Annotated in this window: 17 protein-coding genes and 1 pseudogene; 11 read left to right on the top strand and 7 right to left on the bottom strand. The window is 66.6% G+C overall.

The features are described 5' to 3' along the window. Positions 1 to 175 precede the first annotated feature (175 nt). Positions 176 to 775, bottom strand: coding sequence for a DUF6988 family protein (locus tag C6570_RS16530; protein ID WP_123812284.1), 600 nt, complete (start codon positions 773 to 775; stop codon positions 176 to 178). Positions 776 to 1,001: 226 nt separating this feature from the next. Between C6570_RS16530 and C6570_RS16525 the strand changes: the two genes are divergently transcribed. After that, positions 1,002 to 1,856: an urease accessory protein UreD gene (locus C6570_RS16525; protein WP_106704191.1), complete on the top strand. Its 855-nt coding sequence runs from the start codon at positions 1,002 to 1,004 to the stop codon at positions 1,854 to 1,856. A gap of 862 nt (positions 1,857 to 2,718) precedes the next feature. Here C6570_RS16525 and hemP read toward each other — a convergent pair. The 6 genes from hemP to C6570_RS16495 form a co-directional block, all read right to left on the bottom strand. Further along, positions 2,719 to 2,937, bottom strand: coding sequence for a hemin uptake protein HemP (hemP, locus tag C6570_RS16520; protein ID WP_106704190.1), 219 nt, complete (start codon positions 2,935 to 2,937; stop codon positions 2,719 to 2,721). A gap of 44 nt (positions 2,938 to 2,981) precedes the next feature. Beyond that, positions 2,982 to 3,398: an ExbD/TolR family protein gene (locus C6570_RS16515; protein ID WP_106704189.1), complete on the bottom strand. Its 417-nt coding sequence runs from the start codon at positions 3,396 to 3,398 to the stop codon at positions 2,982 to 2,984. Positions 3,399 to 3,419: 21 nt separating this feature from the next. Further along, positions 3,420 to 4,139 carry a MotA/TolQ/ExbB proton channel family protein gene (locus C6570_RS16510; RefSeq protein ID WP_106704188.1) on the bottom strand — a complete coding sequence of 240 codons (720 nt, stop codon included), beginning with the start codon at positions 4,137 to 4,139 and terminating at the stop codon, positions 3,420 to 3,422. A 52-nt stretch (positions 4,140 to 4,191) separates the two neighbouring features. Next, on the bottom strand, positions 4,192 to 4,920 hold the full coding sequence (locus C6570_RS16505; RefSeq protein WP_106704187.1) for an energy transducer TonB: 729 nt from the start codon (positions 4,918 to 4,920) through the stop codon (positions 4,192 to 4,194). 190 nt (positions 4,921 to 5,110) lie between these two features. Further along, the gene (locus C6570_RS16500; RefSeq protein ID WP_106704767.1) at positions 5,111 to 5,335 is read right to left on the bottom strand and encodes a (2Fe-2S)-binding protein; all 225 of its coding nucleotides are present in this window, start codon (positions 5,333 to 5,335) and stop codon (positions 5,111 to 5,113) included. Positions 5,336 to 5,689: 354 nt separating this feature from the next. Then, positions 5,690 to 6,646 (bottom strand): LysR substrate-binding domain-containing protein, encoded by a 957-nt coding sequence (locus C6570_RS16495; RefSeq protein ID WP_106704186.1) that lies wholly within the window; start codon positions 6,644 to 6,646, stop codon positions 5,690 to 5,692. 168 nt (positions 6,647 to 6,814) lie between these two features. Between C6570_RS16495 and C6570_RS16490 the strand changes: the two genes are divergently transcribed. The 10 genes and pseudogenes from C6570_RS16490 (at position 6,815) to C6570_RS16450 (ending at position 16,100) form a co-directional block, all read left to right on the top strand. Beyond that, positions 6,815 to 8,203 (top strand): MFS transporter, encoded by a 1,389-nt coding sequence (locus C6570_RS16490; protein ID WP_245896228.1) that lies wholly within the window; start codon positions 6,815 to 6,817, stop codon positions 8,201 to 8,203. Between the two features lie 28 nt (positions 8,204 to 8,231). Beyond that, the gene (locus C6570_RS16485) at positions 8,232 to 9,260 is read left to right on the top strand and encodes an amidohydrolase family protein (RefSeq protein WP_106704185.1); all 1,029 of its coding nucleotides are present in this window, start codon (positions 8,232 to 8,234) and stop codon (positions 9,258 to 9,260) included. Between the two features lie 119 nt (positions 9,261 to 9,379). Then, positions 9,380 to 10,063, top strand: coding sequence for a 4-carboxy-4-hydroxy-2-oxoadipate aldolase/oxaloacetate decarboxylase (gene ligK / locus C6570_RS16480; protein WP_106704184.1), 684 nt, complete (start codon positions 9,380 to 9,382; stop codon positions 10,061 to 10,063). Positions 10,064 to 10,107: 44 nt separating this feature from the next. After that, complete coding sequence (locus tag C6570_RS16475; protein ID WP_106704183.1) at positions 10,108 to 11,109, top strand: Bug family tripartite tricarboxylate transporter substrate binding protein; 1,002 nt, start codon at positions 10,108 to 10,110, stop codon at positions 11,107 to 11,109. A 21-nt stretch (positions 11,110 to 11,130) separates the two neighbouring features. Then, complete coding sequence (locus C6570_RS16470; RefSeq protein WP_106704182.1) at positions 11,131 to 12,069, top strand: amidohydrolase family protein; 939 nt, start codon at positions 11,131 to 11,133, stop codon at positions 12,067 to 12,069. A gap of 33 nt (positions 12,070 to 12,102) precedes the next feature. Then, positions 12,103 to 12,471 carry a DUF1304 domain-containing protein gene (locus tag C6570_RS16465; RefSeq protein ID WP_106704181.1) on the top strand — a complete coding sequence of 123 codons (369 nt, stop codon included), beginning with the start codon at positions 12,103 to 12,105 and terminating at the stop codon, positions 12,469 to 12,471. Positions 12,472 to 12,498: 27 nt separating this feature from the next. Next, positions 12,499 to 12,819, top strand: a pseudogene (gene ligA / locus C6570_RS18450) (protocatechuate 4,5-dioxygenase subunit alpha); the annotation flags it as partial. A gap of 147 nt (positions 12,820 to 12,966) precedes the next feature. Beyond that, positions 12,967 to 13,872 (top strand): class III extradiol dioxygenase subunit beta, encoded by a 906-nt coding sequence (locus C6570_RS16460; RefSeq protein WP_245896516.1) that lies wholly within the window; start codon positions 12,967 to 12,969, stop codon positions 13,870 to 13,872. Positions 13,873 to 13,926: 54 nt separating this feature from the next. After that, on the top strand, positions 13,927 to 14,901 hold the full coding sequence (locus C6570_RS16455; protein ID WP_106704179.1) for a Gfo/Idh/MocA family oxidoreductase: 975 nt from the start codon (positions 13,927 to 13,929) through the stop codon (positions 14,899 to 14,901). A gap of 179 nt (positions 14,902 to 15,080) precedes the next feature. After that, positions 15,081 to 16,100 (top strand): aldo/keto reductase, encoded by a 1,020-nt coding sequence (locus C6570_RS16450; RefSeq protein ID WP_106704178.1) that lies wholly within the window; start codon positions 15,081 to 15,083, stop codon positions 16,098 to 16,100. The last annotated feature ends 67 nt before the right edge of the window (positions 16,101 to 16,167 follow it).

Below are 16,167 nucleotides of genomic sequence, written 5' to 3'. Positions count from 1 at the left end.
GAGGGTGTTGGCGGCACAGGGCGCCGCGAAAGGGGGGCGCACCCGGCTTTCGGCTGCCGCGTGTTCGCGCGATCACGGGGCAACCAACCCGTGCTGCCCCATCCGCGCAAACCCACTCCAGGTAAGTCGCTGCACATTTGCGCCGTGGTGGCATTGCCGGGCACACCGGTGCGATTCACAGCGGGTATTGGGGTTTGAACTCAACCGCCACGGCCTTGGTCGCATCCATCGCATCGGTATGGCCCGACAGCTCTGCGATTGACAGCGCCGCGAGTATGGCAAACACGTTCGCCAACCGCTCGATTTCCGCAGTTTCTTTTGGAGCGTAACTGGGTATCAAATCATTACCGGAAAACCTTCTGGATACCGCCCTCATTCCGCTGTGGGTGTAGCTGTTCAAAGCGGTCCAAGCGGTGGTTTTGAGGTGTACCAATCCGCCATAAGCGACCGAGTCAACGGCTTCCAGCTCTTTCAGCCTGTCCTCAAATGGCCCCTCTTTCCACTTGTCTTTCTGAAAATCAGAAATGTCCTTGCTGCTGGCGCATTGCAATACCCAAGCCCCACGAACGTAGGACTCGAAAATACTTCTCAGCAACGCAGCGGCAGAGCCATACAGCTGGCCCTCAAGCAAAACCACGATGGCTTGGTGGTGCTCATGGACGATGGTGAATAGAGCGCATGCCATGCTTGAGCGGTCATCCGAAGGTGTCTCAATGCTGTGGAGGGCATCCACAATATCGTTTGCCAGCGTTCTGGAATATCCGTGCGCTTCCATCTTTCGGTCTTCTTGGTGGTTTCGTGTTGAAAATAAAAAATACCATGGTATTTTGGGTGATCGCGGCTCATGGTTTTTTACGCAACTTGAGTGCGTGAAGATTATTGGGGGCCGGTATAAGGCGATCAGCCTGAATCAGGTCGTGGGTCGCGCTCGCCGTCAACGTGGCTTTGCACCGCCGGCACAGGCCGCCACCGCCACGGTGTGCTCTTATGATCCAGCCCCAATGACCTGGCGCGCCGAACTCTCCCTCGATTACTCCGCCGCCGGCGGCCGCACCGTCGCGCGGCACCGCCACCAGGGCCCGTTGCGGGTGCTGCAAAGCCTGTACCCGGAAGGCGATGGCATTTGCCAGAACGTGCTGGTGCATCCGCCCAGCGGCGTGGTGGGCGGCGACGTGCTGGACATTCGGGTGCACGCGCAGGCGGGCGCGCATGGGCTGGTCACCACGCCGGGCGCCACGCGCTTTTACCGCAGCGAAGGGCTGGCGGGCGTGCAGCGCGCCGCGCTGCGGGTGGATGCCGGGGCGCGGCTGGAATGGCTGCCGCTGGAGGCGATTTACTACAGCGGCTGCCTGGCCGAAAACCACCTGAGCATGGACGTGGCGCCGGGCGGCGAGCTGATCGGGTGGGACGTCACCGCCCTGGGCCTGCCGCTGGCCGACCAGCCTTTTGTGGCGGGCAGCGTGCTGCAGCACATCGAGGTGCCGGGCGTCTGGCTGGAGCGCGGGCGCATCGCCGCCGACGACCAGCGCCTGCTGGAAGGCCCGCTGGGCCTGGGCGGGCGACGCTGCCTGGCCAGCGTGTTCTGGATTGGCGGCACGCCGCTGGAGCGGGCGCGGCGCGAGCAGGCGCTGGATGCAGCGCGCGAGGCGCTGGGCCAGGGCGACCAAGGTGACGTACACGAGGCCAACGGCAATTGGGTGGGTGGGGTGACCAGCCCGCACCCGCGCGTGCTGGTGGCGCGCGTGGTGGCGCCGGTGGTCGAGCCCGCGACGGCAGCGCTGCGGCGCGTGCGCGGCGCGTGGCGGCAGGCGCTGTGGGGCTTGCCCGACGTGCTGCCGCGCATTTGGTCCACCTGAATCGCCACGCGGCTCGCCACCTGAGTCGCTATGAAATCACGAGCTGCTGGCGCCCGTCGGACGCGCGCCAGGGCCTGTTTTCTTCTTCAATTGAGCGCTGCAATCCACTGGCGGGAAAAGAGAGTTGGCTGGTGCGGCCCTGCGGGTGGCGGGCGTTGGCTGGCTGACTCTGTCAATGGCGCTGGCTTGGGCCAAGCGCCTCCCACAATGAATCGAGAAGGCGTGAATCGGTGAAGCTTGATGCAGTGAACCGGGCCGGCGGAGCGCCCTTTACGGCCAATCCGCATGAACCGGCGGGCGGGCGATTTGCTTTTAAATTGATAGCTGCCGACGCACTGTGCACCAGCGCTGGCGGCCAATTGGGCACCCCAACTGAGCGCCACGAAATAAAAGAGAGTTGGCTGGGCGGACCTGGCTGGCTCTGTCAACGGCGCCTACACGGCGCCTCCCACGATGATCGGTTCAGGCGGCAGAGTGCTTCGGTATTCATAGCTGCTGGCGCCGTGTGGACGGGCGCTGGCAGGCGTTTTGACCATTCAAAGCACGCTGCGGGACGAAAGCGGTGTGGAAAAGAGAGCTGGCTGGGCAAAACCTGGCTGACTCTGTCAACGGCGCCGCGTTGGCGCCTCCCACGATGAAAGCTTGCAACCTGAAGGTGCTACTGATCTGGTAGCTGCCAGCGCAGTCTGCACCAGCGCTGTCGGCCCATCAGGCCCATAAAAACTCAGAAAAAACGGTGCGTGAGAAAAAGAGAGTTGGCTGGGAAGACCTGGCTGGCTCTGTCAACGGCGCCTTACGCGGCGCCTCCCACGATGAAACGGTTGGCGGGTGTGCCGCTGGGGTGGGCCCGGCGGCGCACGGCTTATTTGGTCAGGATCAGCTTGCCCAGCTTGGTGGCCTGCAGGCGGTAGACCGAGCCGTTGTGGCTGATCTCTACGGCCTTGCGGCCCTGCAGCAGCTGATCGCTGGGCATGGGCGCCGCGGCCACGGGGCTGACGGCGATGGGGCGCGGGGCGGGGCGCGCGACTGCCGCAGCAGCGCGCAGGCCGGCGACGGAGGCGGGAAGAGACAGGGTGCTCATGAAGGTTCTCCCAGAATCAAAGGGCCGTTTTCAGAGGGCTGATTTCAAGGGGCCGGTTTCGGCTCGGTCACAAATCCGATCTTCTTCAGACCGGCCTGCTGAGCGGCGGCCATGGCTTGCGCCACGCGTTCGTAGCGCACGTCGCGGTCGCCGCGGATGTGCAGATCCGGCTGCGGCTGCTTGGCGCCTTCGGCCTGCAGGCGCGGGGCCAGCTGGTCGTCAGGGATTTTTTCGTCGTTGATGGCGTAGCTGCCATCGGCCATGACGGTGAGGTTGAGCGTCTCAGGCTTGATCTGCTCTTTCTCGTTGGACGCGCGCGGCAACTCGACGTTGACGGCGTGTTTCATCACCGGCACGGTGATGATGAAGATGATCAGCAAGACCAGCATCACGTCGATGAACGGGACCATGTTGATCTCGCTCATCACCTCTTCCTGGTCGTCTGCGGTGAATCCGGCCATGGTGGTTCTTTCGCTTCGCTATCAGGCTTTTTTCATCGACACCACGCGCGGGTCGGCGCTGGTGCTGCCGGTGACGCGCGCGCCGGTGACGTAGTAGGCGTGCAGGTCGTGCGCAAAGCGGCCCAGCTTGGTCAGGATGAACTTGTTGCCGCGCACCAGGGCGTTGTAGCCCAGCACGGCCGGAATGGCCACGGCCAGGCCCAGGGCGGTCATGATCAGCGCCTCGCCGATGGGGCCGGCCACCTGGTCGATGCTGGCCTGGCCCGCCGAGCCGATGCTCATCAGCGCGTGGTAGATGCCCCAGACGGTGCCGAACAAGCCCACGAACGGCGCGGTGGAGCCGACCGAAGCCAGGATGGCCAGGCCAGCCTGCAGGCGGGCCGTGGTCTGGTCCATGCTGTTGCGCAGGGCGCGCGAAATCCATTCGCTGGCGTCCAGCGTGTCGTGCAGCTGCGCCTTGGTGGCGCGGTGGTGGGCGGCGGCTTCGCGCCCTTCCACGGCCAGCTCGCGGAAGGCGTTGCGGTCGGCATCGCCCAGCTTGGTCAGCCCTTCGGCCATGTCGGAGGAATGCCAGAAGCCTTCGACCTGCGCGGCCTGGCGCTTGGAGCGCACCACGTCCAGCGCCTTGATCAGGATGACGATCCAGGAAGCCAGCGACATCAGCACCAGCGCGCTGAACACGCAGCGCGTCACCCAGTCACCCTGGGTCCAAACGTGCATCAAGCCAAATTGCGAATTCATTTCTCACTCACTCCGATAAGTCAAATCTGGGGGCTGGCGCAGGGCGGGCGGCTCACTGGTCCAGCGTGAAATTGATGGGTACGCGATACCACATGGCCTCGGGCACGCCATTGCGCGTGCCGGGGCGGTAGCGCCAGCGGTCGCGGGCGGTTTCCAGCGCGACCTGATCGAGGCGGTCGAACCCGCTGGAGCGCTCGATGCGCGCATCTTGCACGCGTCCGTCTGCGCCGATCAGCACGCGCAGCACCACGCGGCCGGTTTCGCCCAGGCGTTTGCTCATGGCCGGGTAGGGCGGCTTGGGGTTGTTCAGGTAAGCGGCGTTCGATGACGGCAGCACCACTTCCGGCTCAGGCGCGGGCGGCGCCGGGGGGGCAGGCGGCGGTGGCGAAGGGGCCGGTGTGGGCGCGGGCGCCGGGGGCGCAGCCGCCATGACGGGCGCGGTGGGCGACGCTTCCTGTACGGCCAGCGGCTGCGGGGCGGGCGCGGGGCGCGGCGCGGGTTTCGGACGCGGCGCGGGTGAAGGGGCAACGCGCGGCTTGACGGGCTCGGGCGGCGGTGGCGACGCCACCGGCGGTGCGGGTGGCGCGGCGGGCGGGGGCGGCGGGGCGATGAATTCGGCCAGGATTTCAGCCGGCACCACCACTTCGACCGCGCGCTGCAGCAGCCCGTTGTTCAAGGCCCAAAGCGCCAGGCCGTGGAAGACCACCACGCCACCAATGATGGCGGCATTGCGGCCGATAAGCGGCGCTGCGTGGCTGGGAGGGGGCGCGGTAGCAGACATCGTGATTGGAAACAGGTCACCCACCGACCGACCGTCGGCATGCGTCGAATTGTCTATGACTGGTTAGGGCAGATCGGGCGGCAAAGGCGGCAGCCCGCCGAAGCTCAGCGGCGCAGCACCCACCAGGTGGCGGCAGACACCAGCGCCAGCGCCACACAGGCGGCCCAGACGGCGGTGGCGTCCATGGCGGTCACACTCCTGCGGCCACCCCGGGCGCGGCCGGGGCATTGAGGTGCAGCGCCGCCATCGGATGGCTGGCACTGCACTGCTCGACCAGCTCACGCGCGCAGCCTTCACAACGGCCGCAGCAGGTGGCAACGCCCAGCTCGAGCTGGATGTCGTCAAAGCTCATGCCGGCGTGCGCTTGGCGGGTGATCTCGCGGTCGGACACTCGGTTGCAGACACAAACAATCATGGTTGGCAGCTTTCCCTGAAGCAGGGTGAATCGCAATGCCTACATCTTAAATGCGAGTGATTCGCATTGTCAACATCAATCATCGCGATAGGGCGATTCTTGCGGCGCGGTCTGAGGCGGGCCTTAGCGGCGGGATGGCGGCTGTGGGCGCCAGATGCTCAAGCGGGCCGGGCGCTGGCCAGCGCGCTTGTGGCGACAGCGGCGCGCCGGCGCATGCATCCACCGTGATGGGAGGCCGCGATCGCGGCGCCTTGGGCGTCATTCAGCCGCTGCGGCCTTGATCGGGCGCGGCGCCGCGCAAAAATAGCCAAAGAAATCGCCCTTCAGCGCAGGTGCAGCCAGCGCTGGCAGCTATCAAAATTGCAGTTTTTGGCGCGTGGCGGCTTCTTCGGCCACCAGGGTGCGCAGCAGCTCCAGCAGGGCCAGCTGGGTGCGGGTGGCGGGGCGGCGGGCGCTGACGGCGGTGAAAAGCGCAATTTGCAGGCCCGCGCCGCCCTCGGCCTGGATGCGGCGCAGGCGAAAAGCCTCGGGCCGCTGCGCACTTAGCACGGTCTGGCGCGACAGCACGGCGCAGCCGGCGCCACCGGCCACCAGCTCCAGGATGGACGGAATGCCGTCCACCTCCATCGCCACCGTGGGGCTGAGGCCCGCCTGGGCCAGCGCGCCTTCGACGTGCATGCGGATCGCGTTCGGCCGGCTGGGGATCACCAGGGGCAGCTGGCTGAGCTCGGCCAGCGTGGCGTGGGCGGTGGGCGCTGTGCCGTCCGCGCTGTCAGCATGGCCGCCTGGCGGCGCGGCGGCGGGCTGCACCAGCAGCAGCTCTTCACGCCCCAGCGGAGTGATTTCCACATCTGGCGTGGCGGCGGCGTTGTACAGCACGGCTACGTCCAGCCGGCCGGCCACCAGCGATTCGAGCAGGCCGGTGGACAGGCCCTCGCTGACGGCCAGGCGCGCGTCGGGCAGCTGCGCCTGGAAGGCGCGCGAGAGCTGCACCGTCAGCGCCCGCGCCACGCTGGGCGGCAGGCCGATGGCCACCCGCCCGGCCAGGCCGCCGCGCATTTGCGCCAGCTCGTCGCGCGCGCGATCCACCTGGTGCAGGATGCCGCGCCCGTGCTCCAGCAACAGCGCGCCCGCCGCCGTGGTCACCGCGCCGCGGCCCGTGCGCCGCAGCAGGGTGTGGCGCAGCTCGACTTCCAGCAGGCGCACCTGGCGGCTGAGCGCCGGCTGGGCCACGCCCAGCGCCGCCGCCGCGCGGGTGAAGCTGCCCAGCTCGGCCACGCGCACGAAATAAAGCAGCTGCACCAGATCCAAGGCTTGATCCCCCTCAAGAACGAGAATAACCGAAGCGGAGATATTAAATCTTGCTATATCAGCTAGTCGCCCCTAAGGCTGGCAGTGGCAAGGGCGCGTCGCCAGAATGGGCCCGTGGTGCCGTCATCGCGCAAGCGGCCGCCATGCCATCCAAAACAAGGAGACAGCGTGAACCCATCCAGCCGTGCAGGCGCAGCGGACGTCGTCGACGTCCAGCAGTTTCTGAATTCGCACCCGTTTTCGCCCTACCAGTGGGGCATCTTCGCGCTCAGCTTTCTGATCGTGCTGATGGACGGCTTTGACACCGCCGCCATCGGCTTCATCGCGCCTTCGCTGATCAGCGAATGGGGCATCGACAAGCCTTCGCTGGCGCCGGTGCTCAGCGCCGCGCTGTTTGGCCTGGCGTTTGGCGCGCTGGGCGCCGGGCCGCTGGCCGACCGCTTTGGCCGCAAATGGCTGCTGATCGGCTCGGTCACGCTGATGGGCGCGGCCTCGCTGGCCTCGGCCACGTCCAGCAATCTGACCGAGCTGGAAATCTGGCGCTTCATCACCGGCCTGGGCCTGGGCGCGGCCATGCCCAACGCGGTCACGCTGATGAACGAATACTGCCCCGACAACAAGCGCTCGTTCATCACCAACAGCATGTTCTGCGGCTTTCCCATTGGCTCGGCCTTTGGCGGCTTCTTCGCCGCGTGGCTGATCCCGCACTTCGGCTGGCGCAGCCTGCTGGTGGTGGGCGGCGTGGTGCCGCTGCTGCTGGTGGTGGTGATGCTGTTCGTGATGCCGGAATCGCCCCGCTTCATGGTGGTGCGCGGCGCGCCGGTCGAGCGCATCCGCAAGGTGCTGTCCCGCATCTCCAGCGAAGCCCGTCGCGCCACCGCCTTCGTGATGGGCGAAACCAGGGCCGCCGTGGCCCAGGCCAGCGGCAAGACCGGCCTGGCGTTGGTGCTGTCGCGCCCCTACATCGTCGGCACGGTGATGCTGTGGCTGGCCTACTTCTCGGGCCTGGTGATCGTCTACGGCCTGGTGAACTGGATGCCGGTGCTGTTCAAAGAAGCGGGCATCGAGCCGGCCCGCGCCGCCGTGATTGCCGCGCTGTTCCAGCTGGGCGGCATTGGCGCCATCTTCTTCGGCTACCTGATGGACCGCTTCAACCCCAACCGCATCATCGCCACAGGCTACTTCCTCACCTGCCTGGCCGTGGGCTTTATTGGCCAAGTGGTGGGCTCCACGCCGATGGTGCTGGCGGCGGCGGTGTTCTTTGCCGGGCTGCTGATGAACACTGCGCAATCGTCCATGCAAGCGCTGGCCGCGGCGTACTACCCGACTGCCGGCCGCGCCACGGGCGTGGCCTGGACGCTGGGCATCGGCCGCTTTGGCGGCATTGCCGGTTCGTTCTTTGTGGCCGAGCTGGCGCGCCGCCACCTGCCGCTGCCTGAGGTCTTTATCCTCGTTGGCATACCGGGGCTGGTGGCGGCCGCCGCGCTGCTGATCAAGAACCGCTTTTCGCCCCAGCCGGACGCGCCTGTGTCGCTGAAGCCCACGGGCGCCCACTGAACCCCTTCGATCACCCGAGACCATACCCATGATCATCGATTGCCACGGCCACTACACCACCGCGCCCAAGGCGCTGGAAAACTGGCGCAACCAGCAGATCGCCGGCATCAAAGACCCGGCCGCCAAACCCAAAGTGGCCGACCTGAAGATCAGCGACGACGAGTTGCGCGAGTCGATCGAGACCAACCAGCTCCGGCTGATGAAAGAGCGCGGCAGCGATGTGACCATCTTCAGCCCGCGCGCCAGCTTCATGGCCCACCACATCGGCGACTTTGAAGTCAGCAGCACCTGGGCGGCCATCTGTAATGAGCTGTGCTATCGCGTCAGCCAGCTGTTCCCCGATCACTTCGTGCCCGCCGCCATGCTGCCGCAAAGCCCCGGCGTGGACCCGGCCACTTGCATCCCCGAGCTGGTCAAGTGCGTTGAGCAGTACGGCAACGTGGGCATCAACCTGAACCCCGACCCGAGCGGCGGCCACTGGACCAGCCCGCCGCTGACCGATCGGCACTGGTATCCCATCTACGAAAAGATGGTGGAGTACGACATCCCCGCCATGATCCACGTCAGCACCAGCTGCAACGCGTGCTTTCACACCACCGGCGCGCACTACCTGAACGCCGACACCACGGCCTTCATGCAGTGCCTGCAGGGCGATCTGTTCAAGGATTTCCCCACGCTGAAGTTCGTCATCCCGCACGGCGGTGGCGCGGTGCCCTACCACTGGGGGCGCTTCCGTGGCCTGGCGCAGGAGATGAAAAAGCCCCTGCTGCAAGACCACCTGCTGAACAACATCTTCTTTGACACCTGCGTATACCACCAGCCCGGCATCGACCTGCTGACGAAGGTGATCCCGGTGGACAACATCCTGTTTGCCAGCGAAATGATTGGCGCGGTGCGCGGCATCGACCCCGAAACGGGCCACTACTACGACGACACCAAGCGCTACGTGCAGGCCACCGCCAACCTGAGCGACGAAGCGCGCTACAAGGTCTACGAAGGCAACGCGCGCCGCGTGTACCCGCGCCTGGACGCGGCGCTGAAAGCCAAGGGCCAGTGAGGGCGGGCGCAGCGGCGTTGGCGGTGGCCGAGGGCGGTTTTCAAGCCAAATCGGCCCCTGACGCACGCTGCATCAGCGATGGCAGCTATTGTTTTTGAAGCATATCGGAGATTCAAGCCATGTACGAACTGGGTGTCGTCTATCGCAATATTCAGCGTGCCGACAGCGAAGTGGCCGCCGCGCTGGCCGAATTTGGCAGCGCCACGGTGCACGAAGCCATGGGCCGCGTCGGCCTGATGAAGCCCTACATGCGCCCCATCCAGCAGGGCGCCAAGGTGTCGGGCACGGCCGTCACCGTGCTGCTGCAGCCGGGTGACAACTGGATGATGCACGTGGCGGCCGAGCAGATCCGCCCCGGCGACATCGTGGTGGCCACGCCCACCGCCGACTGCAGCGACGGCTACTTTGGCGACCTGCTGGCCACCAGCTTCATGGCGCAGGGCGCGCTGGCGCTGATCATCGAAGCGGGAGTGCGCGACACGCAGACGCTGCGCGAGATGGGCTTTCCGGTGTGGAGCAAATACGTCTCGTCCAAAGGCACCATCAAGGCCACGCTGGGGTCGGTCAACGTGCCGCTGTCCTGCGCCGGTGCGCTGGTGGCGCCGGGCGACGTGATCGTGGCCGACGACGATGGTGTGGTATGCGTGCCGCGCGCCATGGCGGCCAAGACGCTCGAAACCGCCCGCCAGCGCGAGGCCAATGAGGGCAGCAAGCGCGACATCTTCGCGCGCGGCGTGCTGGGGCTGGATTACTACAAGATGCGCGAAGGGCTGGAGAAAGCAGGCTTGCGCTACATCGACTGAATCCCCGCGACACTACGGCGATCACATCAACGAGGCGATACGCCATGCCCCATCCCAACCGCCGCCGAATGATCGCGCTGGCTGGCGCCACCCTGGCGTCCGGCCTACCGCTGGCCACTCAGGCGCAGGCCCCGGCGTCACCGTTTGCGAGCGGCAAGCCGGTGCGCATCATCAACCCGTTTCCGGTGGGGGGCGGGCCGGACGGCGTGTCGCGCCTGGTGGCTGAAAAGCTCTCGCGCGCGTGGGGGGTGCCCGTCACGGTGGAAAACCGCCCTGGCGGCAACGGCTTCATCGCCATCGACGCGTTCAAGCGCGGCGCCAAGGACGGCAGCGACATCCTCATCCTGGACAACGTGCACCTGGCCGCGTACCCGGCGCTGTTCAAGAAGCTGTCGTACGACCCGGTCAAAGATTTCGACGTGCTGCTGCCGCTGTTCAAGACGTGGTTCTTCTTCACGGTGGGCGCCAACAGCAAGTACAAGACCGTGGGCGACATCATTGCCGCGGCCAAGGCGAACCCCGGCAAATTGAACTACGGCTCGTGGTCCATTGGCAACCCGGTGCACCTGGGCAGCGAGATGTTCGCCGCCGCCACCGGCACGCGGATGCAGCACGTGGTTTTCAAGGAAACCACGCAGCTGTACACCTCGGTCTCCACGGGTGAAATCGACTTCGCCCTGGGCAGCGCCGCCACCGCCGGGCCGCTGTACCGTGGGGGCAAACTGCGCTTTCTGGCCATCACCGCGCCGCAGCGCTGGCCCGCCTACCCCGACGTGCCCACCGTGGGCGAATCGGGTGGCCCCAAGGGCTTCGAGGTGACGGGCTGGAACGTGCTGGCTGTGCCGCCCGGGCTGCCCCCAGCCACGGCAGACAAGATCCGCCGCGACGTGGCGCAGGCCCTGGCCGCGCCCGACGTGCAGGAAAAGTTCAAGAGCTTTGGCTACGCGCCCTTCCCGGTCACGCCAGAGCAGTTCCAGCAATTCCAGAAGGGCGAAACGCAGCGCTTTGCGGAGGTGATCCGCCAGGCCAACGTCTCACTTGACTGAACCCATTCCACCGAGCTTTTCATGAGCAAACCCACCACAGGCCCTTTTGAGAAAACCGCCGGCTGGCTGGACTGGTACGAAGGCCCCAGCACGCCGCGCTTCAAGCTGCCCGCCGGCAGCGTGGATGCGCACTGCCACGTGTTCGGCCCCTGCGCCGAGTTCCCGTACGCGCCCGAGCGCAAATACACGCCGTGCGACGCCAGCAAGGCGCAGCTGTTCGCACTGCGCGACCACCTGGGTTTTGCCCGCAACGTGATCGTGCAAGCCACCTGCCACGGCGCCGACAACCGGGCGCTGGTGGATGCGCTGCAGTCTTCGCAGGGCAAGGCGCGCGGCGTGGCCACCGTCAAGCGCAGCGTGACCGACGAAGAGCTGCAGGCCCTGCACGCTGCCGGCGTGCGCGGCGTGCGCTTCAACTTCGTCAAGCGGCTGGTGGATTTCACGCCCAAGGATGAGCTGCTGGAGATCGCCGGCCGCATCGCCAAGCTGGGCTGGCACGTCGTCATCTACTTTGAAGCGGTGGATTTGCCCGAGCTGTGGGACTTCTTCACCGCGCTGCCCACCACCGTGGTGGTGGACCACATGGGCCGCCCGGACGTCAGCAAGGGCGTGGACAGCGACGAATTCGCGCTGTTCCTGAAGTTCATGCGCGAGCATAAGAACGTGTGGAGCAAGGTCAGCTGCCCTGAGCGCCTGAGCGCCACCGGCCCCAAGGCGCTGGATGGCGAACAGAACGCCTACCGCGACGTGGTGCCTTTCGCGCGCCGCGTGGTCGAGGAATTCCCCGACCGCGTGCTGTGGGGCACCGACTGGCCGCACCCCAACCTGAAGGACCACATGCCCGACGACGGCCTGCTGGTGGACTTCATCCCGCACATCGCGCCCACGCCGCAGATGCAGCAGCAGCTGCTGGTGGACAACCCCATGCGCCTGTACTGGCCCGAAGAGGCCCGCGCCTGACGCCAACGCCTACACCCGGTTGAGGAGACACCCATGGGAACGATCGCGCAAGTGTTGATTGGCCTGGTCGCGCTGGAGCACGCCTACATCCTCTACCTGGAGATGTTCGCGTGGACCACCAAGGGCCCCAAGGTGTTCAAGGGCTCGCTGCCGCCCGAGATGTTTCCGCCCACGCGCACGCTGGCGGCCAACCAGGGGCTTTACAACGGCTTTTTGGCGGCGGGGCTGGTCTGGGCGCTGCTGATTGGCGACGCCGTGTGGGCGCGGCACGTGGCGACGTTTTTCCTGGGCTGCGTGGCCGTGGCCGGTGCGTACGGCGCGGCCACCGCTTCGCGCCGCATCTTCTTCGTGCAGGCGCTGCCCGCGCTGGTCGCCCTGGCGGCCGTTCTGCTGGGGTGGTGACCCCGCTCACTTTCAGGAGACTTTTCCATGGCTTTGGACAAACCCTATCTCGACGTGCCCGGCACGACGATTTTTGACGCCGACCAATCGCGCAAGGGCTATTGGCTCAACCAGTTCTGCATGAGCCTGATGAAGGCCGAGAACCGCGAGCGCTTCAAGGCCGACGAAGACGCCTATCTGGCCGAATGGCCCATGACCGACGAGCAGCGCGCCGCCGTGCGCGCGCGCGACCTGAACTGGGCCATGCGCACCGGCGGCAACATCTACTTCCTGGCCAAGCTGGGCGCCACCGACGGCCTGAGCTTTCAGCAGATGGCCGGCAGCATGACCGGCATGACCGAGCACCAGTACCGCGACATGATGGTGGGCGGCGGGCGCAGCGCCGAAGGCAACCGCACGGTGGGCGAGGGTGGCAACGCCCAGGGCCCGGCCGCGCAATCCGAGGCGTGGAAAGCCTGGGAGCACGCGCAGCAGCAGGCGCTGGCCGCGCAGATCATGGACGAGCATGCGCAGAATCAAACCGGCGCTGCGCCCGGTGCGGGTCATGCGCGCGTCACCGCGTCGGTGTATTCGTCGCACGTGCCGGCCATCGGCGCGGCCATCGACCTGGGCAAGACCGAAGAGCCTTACTGGCAGCCGCTGTTTGCGGGGTTCGAGCCGTCCAAGCAGTGGATGAAGGACAACCTGCCCGACGTGGTCTTCCTGGTCTACAACGACCACGCCACCAGCTTCGACCTGGGCGTGATTCCGACCTTCGCCATCGGCACGGCGGCGTCGTACGAGCCGGCAGACGAAGGCTATGGCCCGCGCCCGGTGCCCGTGGTGGAAGGCCACCCCGAGCTGGCCAGCCACATCGCGCAGTCGGTCATTCAGCAGGACTTTGACCTGACCATCGTCAACGACCTGAAGGTGGACCACGGCCTGACGGTGCCGATGAACCTGATGTTCGGCAGCCCCAGCGCCTGGCCGGTGAAGGTGATTCCCTTTGCCGTGAACGTGGTGCAGTACCCCGTGCCATCGGGGGCGCGCTGCTTCGCGCTGGGCCAGGCGATCCGCCGCGCGATCGAAAGCTACGACCAGCCGCTGAAGGTGCAGATCTGGGGCACCGGCGGCATGAGCCACCAGCTGCAAGGCCCGCGCGCGGGGCTCATCAACAAGGAATGGGACAACCGGTTTTTGGACCGGCTGATCGCGGACCCGGCGGATTTGTCCAAGATGCCGCACATCGAATACGTGCGCGAGGCGGGCAGCGAAGGCATCGAGCTGGTGATGTGGCTGATCGCCCGCGGCGCCATGGCCGACGTGGCGGGCGGGCCCGCGCCCAAGGTGGCGCACCGGTTCTTTCACGTGCCTGCTTCCAACACGGCGGTGGGGCACCTCATTCTTGAAGACCAGGCCTGATCGGCCTCCAGCGCCCGCCACACCAGCGCGGGCAGCTATCAACCTAGGAGTAACATGAGCAAGACCATCAACGTGGCGCTGGCCGGGGCCGGCGCCTTCGGCATCAAGCACCTGGACGGCATTCAGAACATCGACGGCGTGAAAGTCGTCTCGCTGATCAGCCGCGACCTGGACAAGACCAAGGAAGTGGCCGCCAAGTACGGCATCGGCCACGTCACCACCGATCTGGACGAGAGCCTGGCGCTGAAAGAGGTGGACGCCGTCATCCTGTGCACGCCCACGCAGATGCACGCCGCGCAGAGCATCGCCTGCCTGAAAGCCGGCAAGCACGTGCAGGTAGAAATTCCGCTGTGTGACGTGCTGACGCAGGGCGAAGAAGTGCTGGCGCTGCAGAAAAAAACCGGTCTGGTGGCCATGGTGGGCCACACCCGCCGCTTCAACCCCAGCCACCAGTACGTGCACAAGAAGATCCAGGCGGGCGAATTCAACATCCAGCAGATGGATGTGCAGACCTACTTCTTTCGCCGCACCAACATGAACGCGCTGGGCGAGCCGCGCAGCTGGACGGATCACCTGCTGTGGCACCACGCCGCGCACACGGTCGATCTGTTTGCCTACCAGGCGGGCAGCCCCATCGTGCAGGCCAACGCCGTGCAAGGCCCGATCCACAAGGACCTGGGCATTGCGATGGACATGAGCATCCAGCTCAAGGCTGCCAACGGCGCCATCTGCACGCTGTCGCTCAGCTTCAACAACGACGGCCCGCTGGGCACGTTCTTCCGCTACATCGGCGACACAGCCACCTACATCGCCCGCTACGATGATCTGGTGCAAACGCACAGCAAGGGCGCCGAGACGCCGGTCGATGTGAGCCAAGTAGACGTGTCGATGAACGGCATTGAGCTGCAAGACCGCGAGTTCTTCGCCGCCATCCGCGAAGGGCGCGAGCCCAACAGCAGCGTGGCGCAGGTGCTGCCGTGCTACCAGGTGCTGAACAAGCTGGAACAGCAGCTGAACGCCGCAGGCTGAATCCAAGCAAAATCCCACGCCAGCGCATGCCCCACCAGCGCTGGAAGCTATCAAAAATAGAGTGTTTTGCGGTGCTCGCGCAGGCTCTGGTCTGAGCGGCGCCGCCTTTGTTTTTGCCCGCGGCCGGCGACGATGGCCCCACACCGCGCCCGTCACCCAGCCCGCGCTAAGCTGAGCCCATGCAAGCAAGACACATCGGCCCCTTCACCGCTTCGCCCATTGGCCTGGGCTGCATGAACCTGTGCCACGCGTACGGCACGCCGCCCACCGAGCAGGATGCCGAGCGCCTGCTGCTGGCGGCGCTGGACATGGGCGTCACCCACTTCGACACGGCCGCGCTGTACGGCTTTGGCGCCAGCGAATCGCTGGTGGGCCGCGTGCTGGGCCCGCACCGGCAGCGCTTCACGTTGGCCAGCAAGTGCGGCATGACGCACGAGGCGGGCGATGGCACCGTGGCGCCGGGGCGGGTCATCGACGGCTCGCCCGAGAGCATCCGCGCGACGTGCGAAGGCTCGCTGCGGCGGCTCAAGACCGACGTGATCGACCTGTACTACCTGCACCGCTGGGACAAGCGCGTGCCCATCGAAGACAGCGTGGGCGCGCTGGCCGACCTGGTGCGTGCGGGCAAGGTGCGCACGATAGGCTTGTCGGAAGTGTCGTCCGCCACGCTGCGGCGCGCCCACGCCGTGCACCCCATCACCGCGTTGCAGACCGAGTATTCGCTGTGGACGCGCAACCCCGAGCTGGCCGTGCTGCAGGCCTGCCGCGACCTGGGCGTGGCCTTTGTGGCCTTCAGTCCGCTGGGGCGCGGCTACCTGGCCGATGCGTTGCCCAGCTGGGACGACGTGCAGGCGCTGCCCGACAGGGACATCCGCCGCGCCATGCCGCGCTTCGGCGCCGAGCACTTCGCCAGCAACCTGCCGCTGCTGGCCCAGTACCGCGCCTTGGCCGCCGAAGCGGGCTGCACACCCGCGCAGCTGGCGCTGGCCTGGGTGCTGGCGCAGGGCGACGACATCGTGCCCATACCCGGCACGCGCAGCGTCGCGCATCTGAGGGACGACCTGGCCGCGTGGGACTTGCGCCTGCCCGCCGATGTGCTGCAACGCGCGGGCGAGCTGATCAACACCGCCACCGTCAGCGGGCACCGCTACGCCGAGCAGGGCCGGCGCGAGGTGGATACGGAAGACGTGGCGGCGTGAGCGACTGAGCGACCGGGGGCGCCGTTGCCTCGGCGTGTGGCCGGTTGTTGGGCTGAGCCGAGACGGG

Source organism: Ottowia oryzae, from assembly GCF_003008535.1.
GTDB lineage: Bacteria > Pseudomonadota > Gammaproteobacteria > Burkholderiales > Burkholderiaceae_C > Ottowia > Ottowia oryzae.
Note: the sequence above shows the minus strand (reverse complement) of the source record. Positions and strands in the feature narration are given on the sequence as shown.

Bases quoted from the DNA above. Each gene is read 5' to 3' on its own strand.
- C6570_RS16485 (WP_106704185.1), top strand. From the start codon at position 8,232: ATGATCATCGATTGCCACGGCCACTACACCACCGCGCCCAAGGCGCTG.
- C6570_RS16515 (WP_106704189.1), bottom strand. From the start codon at position 3,398: ATGGCCGGATTCACCGCAGACGACCAGGAAGAGGTGATGAGCGAGATC.
- C6570_RS16470 (WP_106704182.1), top strand. From the start codon at position 11,131: ATGAGCAAACCCACCACAGGCCCTTTTGAGAAAACCGCCGGCTGGCTG.
- hemP (WP_106704190.1), bottom strand. From the start codon at position 2,937: ATGAGCACCCTGTCTCTTCCCGCCTCCGTCGCCGGCCTGCGCGCTGCT.
- C6570_RS16510 (WP_106704188.1), bottom strand. From the start codon at position 4,139: ATGAATTCGCAATTTGGCTTGATGCACGTTTGGACCCAGGGTGACTGG.
- C6570_RS16475 (WP_106704183.1), top strand. From the start codon at position 10,108: ATGCCCCATCCCAACCGCCGCCGAATGATCGCGCTGGCTGGCGCCACC.
- C6570_RS16460 (WP_245896516.1), top strand. From the start codon at position 12,967: ATGGACGAGCATGCGCAGAATCAAACCGGCGCTGCGCCCGGTGCGGGT.
- C6570_RS16530 (WP_123812284.1), bottom strand. From the start codon at position 775: ATGGAAGCGCACGGATATTCCAGAACGCTGGCAAACGATATTGTGGAT.
- C6570_RS16465 (WP_106704181.1), top strand. From the start codon at position 12,103: ATGGGAACGATCGCGCAAGTGTTGATTGGCCTGGTCGCGCTGGAGCAC.
- C6570_RS16455 (WP_106704179.1), top strand. From the start codon at position 13,927: ATGAGCAAGACCATCAACGTGGCGCTGGCCGGGGCCGGCGCCTTCGGC.
- C6570_RS16500 (WP_106704767.1), bottom strand. From the start codon at position 5,335: ATGATTGTTTGTGTCTGCAACCGAGTGTCCGACCGCGAGATCACCCGC.
- C6570_RS16450 (WP_106704178.1), top strand. From the start codon at position 15,081: ATGCAAGCAAGACACATCGGCCCCTTCACCGCTTCGCCCATTGGCCTG.
- C6570_RS16525 (WP_106704191.1), top strand. From the start codon at position 1,002: ATGACCTGGCGCGCCGAACTCTCCCTCGATTACTCCGCCGCCGGCGGC.
- ligK (WP_106704184.1), top strand. From the start codon at position 9,380: ATGTACGAACTGGGTGTCGTCTATCGCAATATTCAGCGTGCCGACAGC.
- C6570_RS16505 (WP_106704187.1), bottom strand. From the start codon at position 4,920: ATGTCTGCTACCGCGCCCCCTCCCAGCCACGCAGCGCCGCTTATCGGC.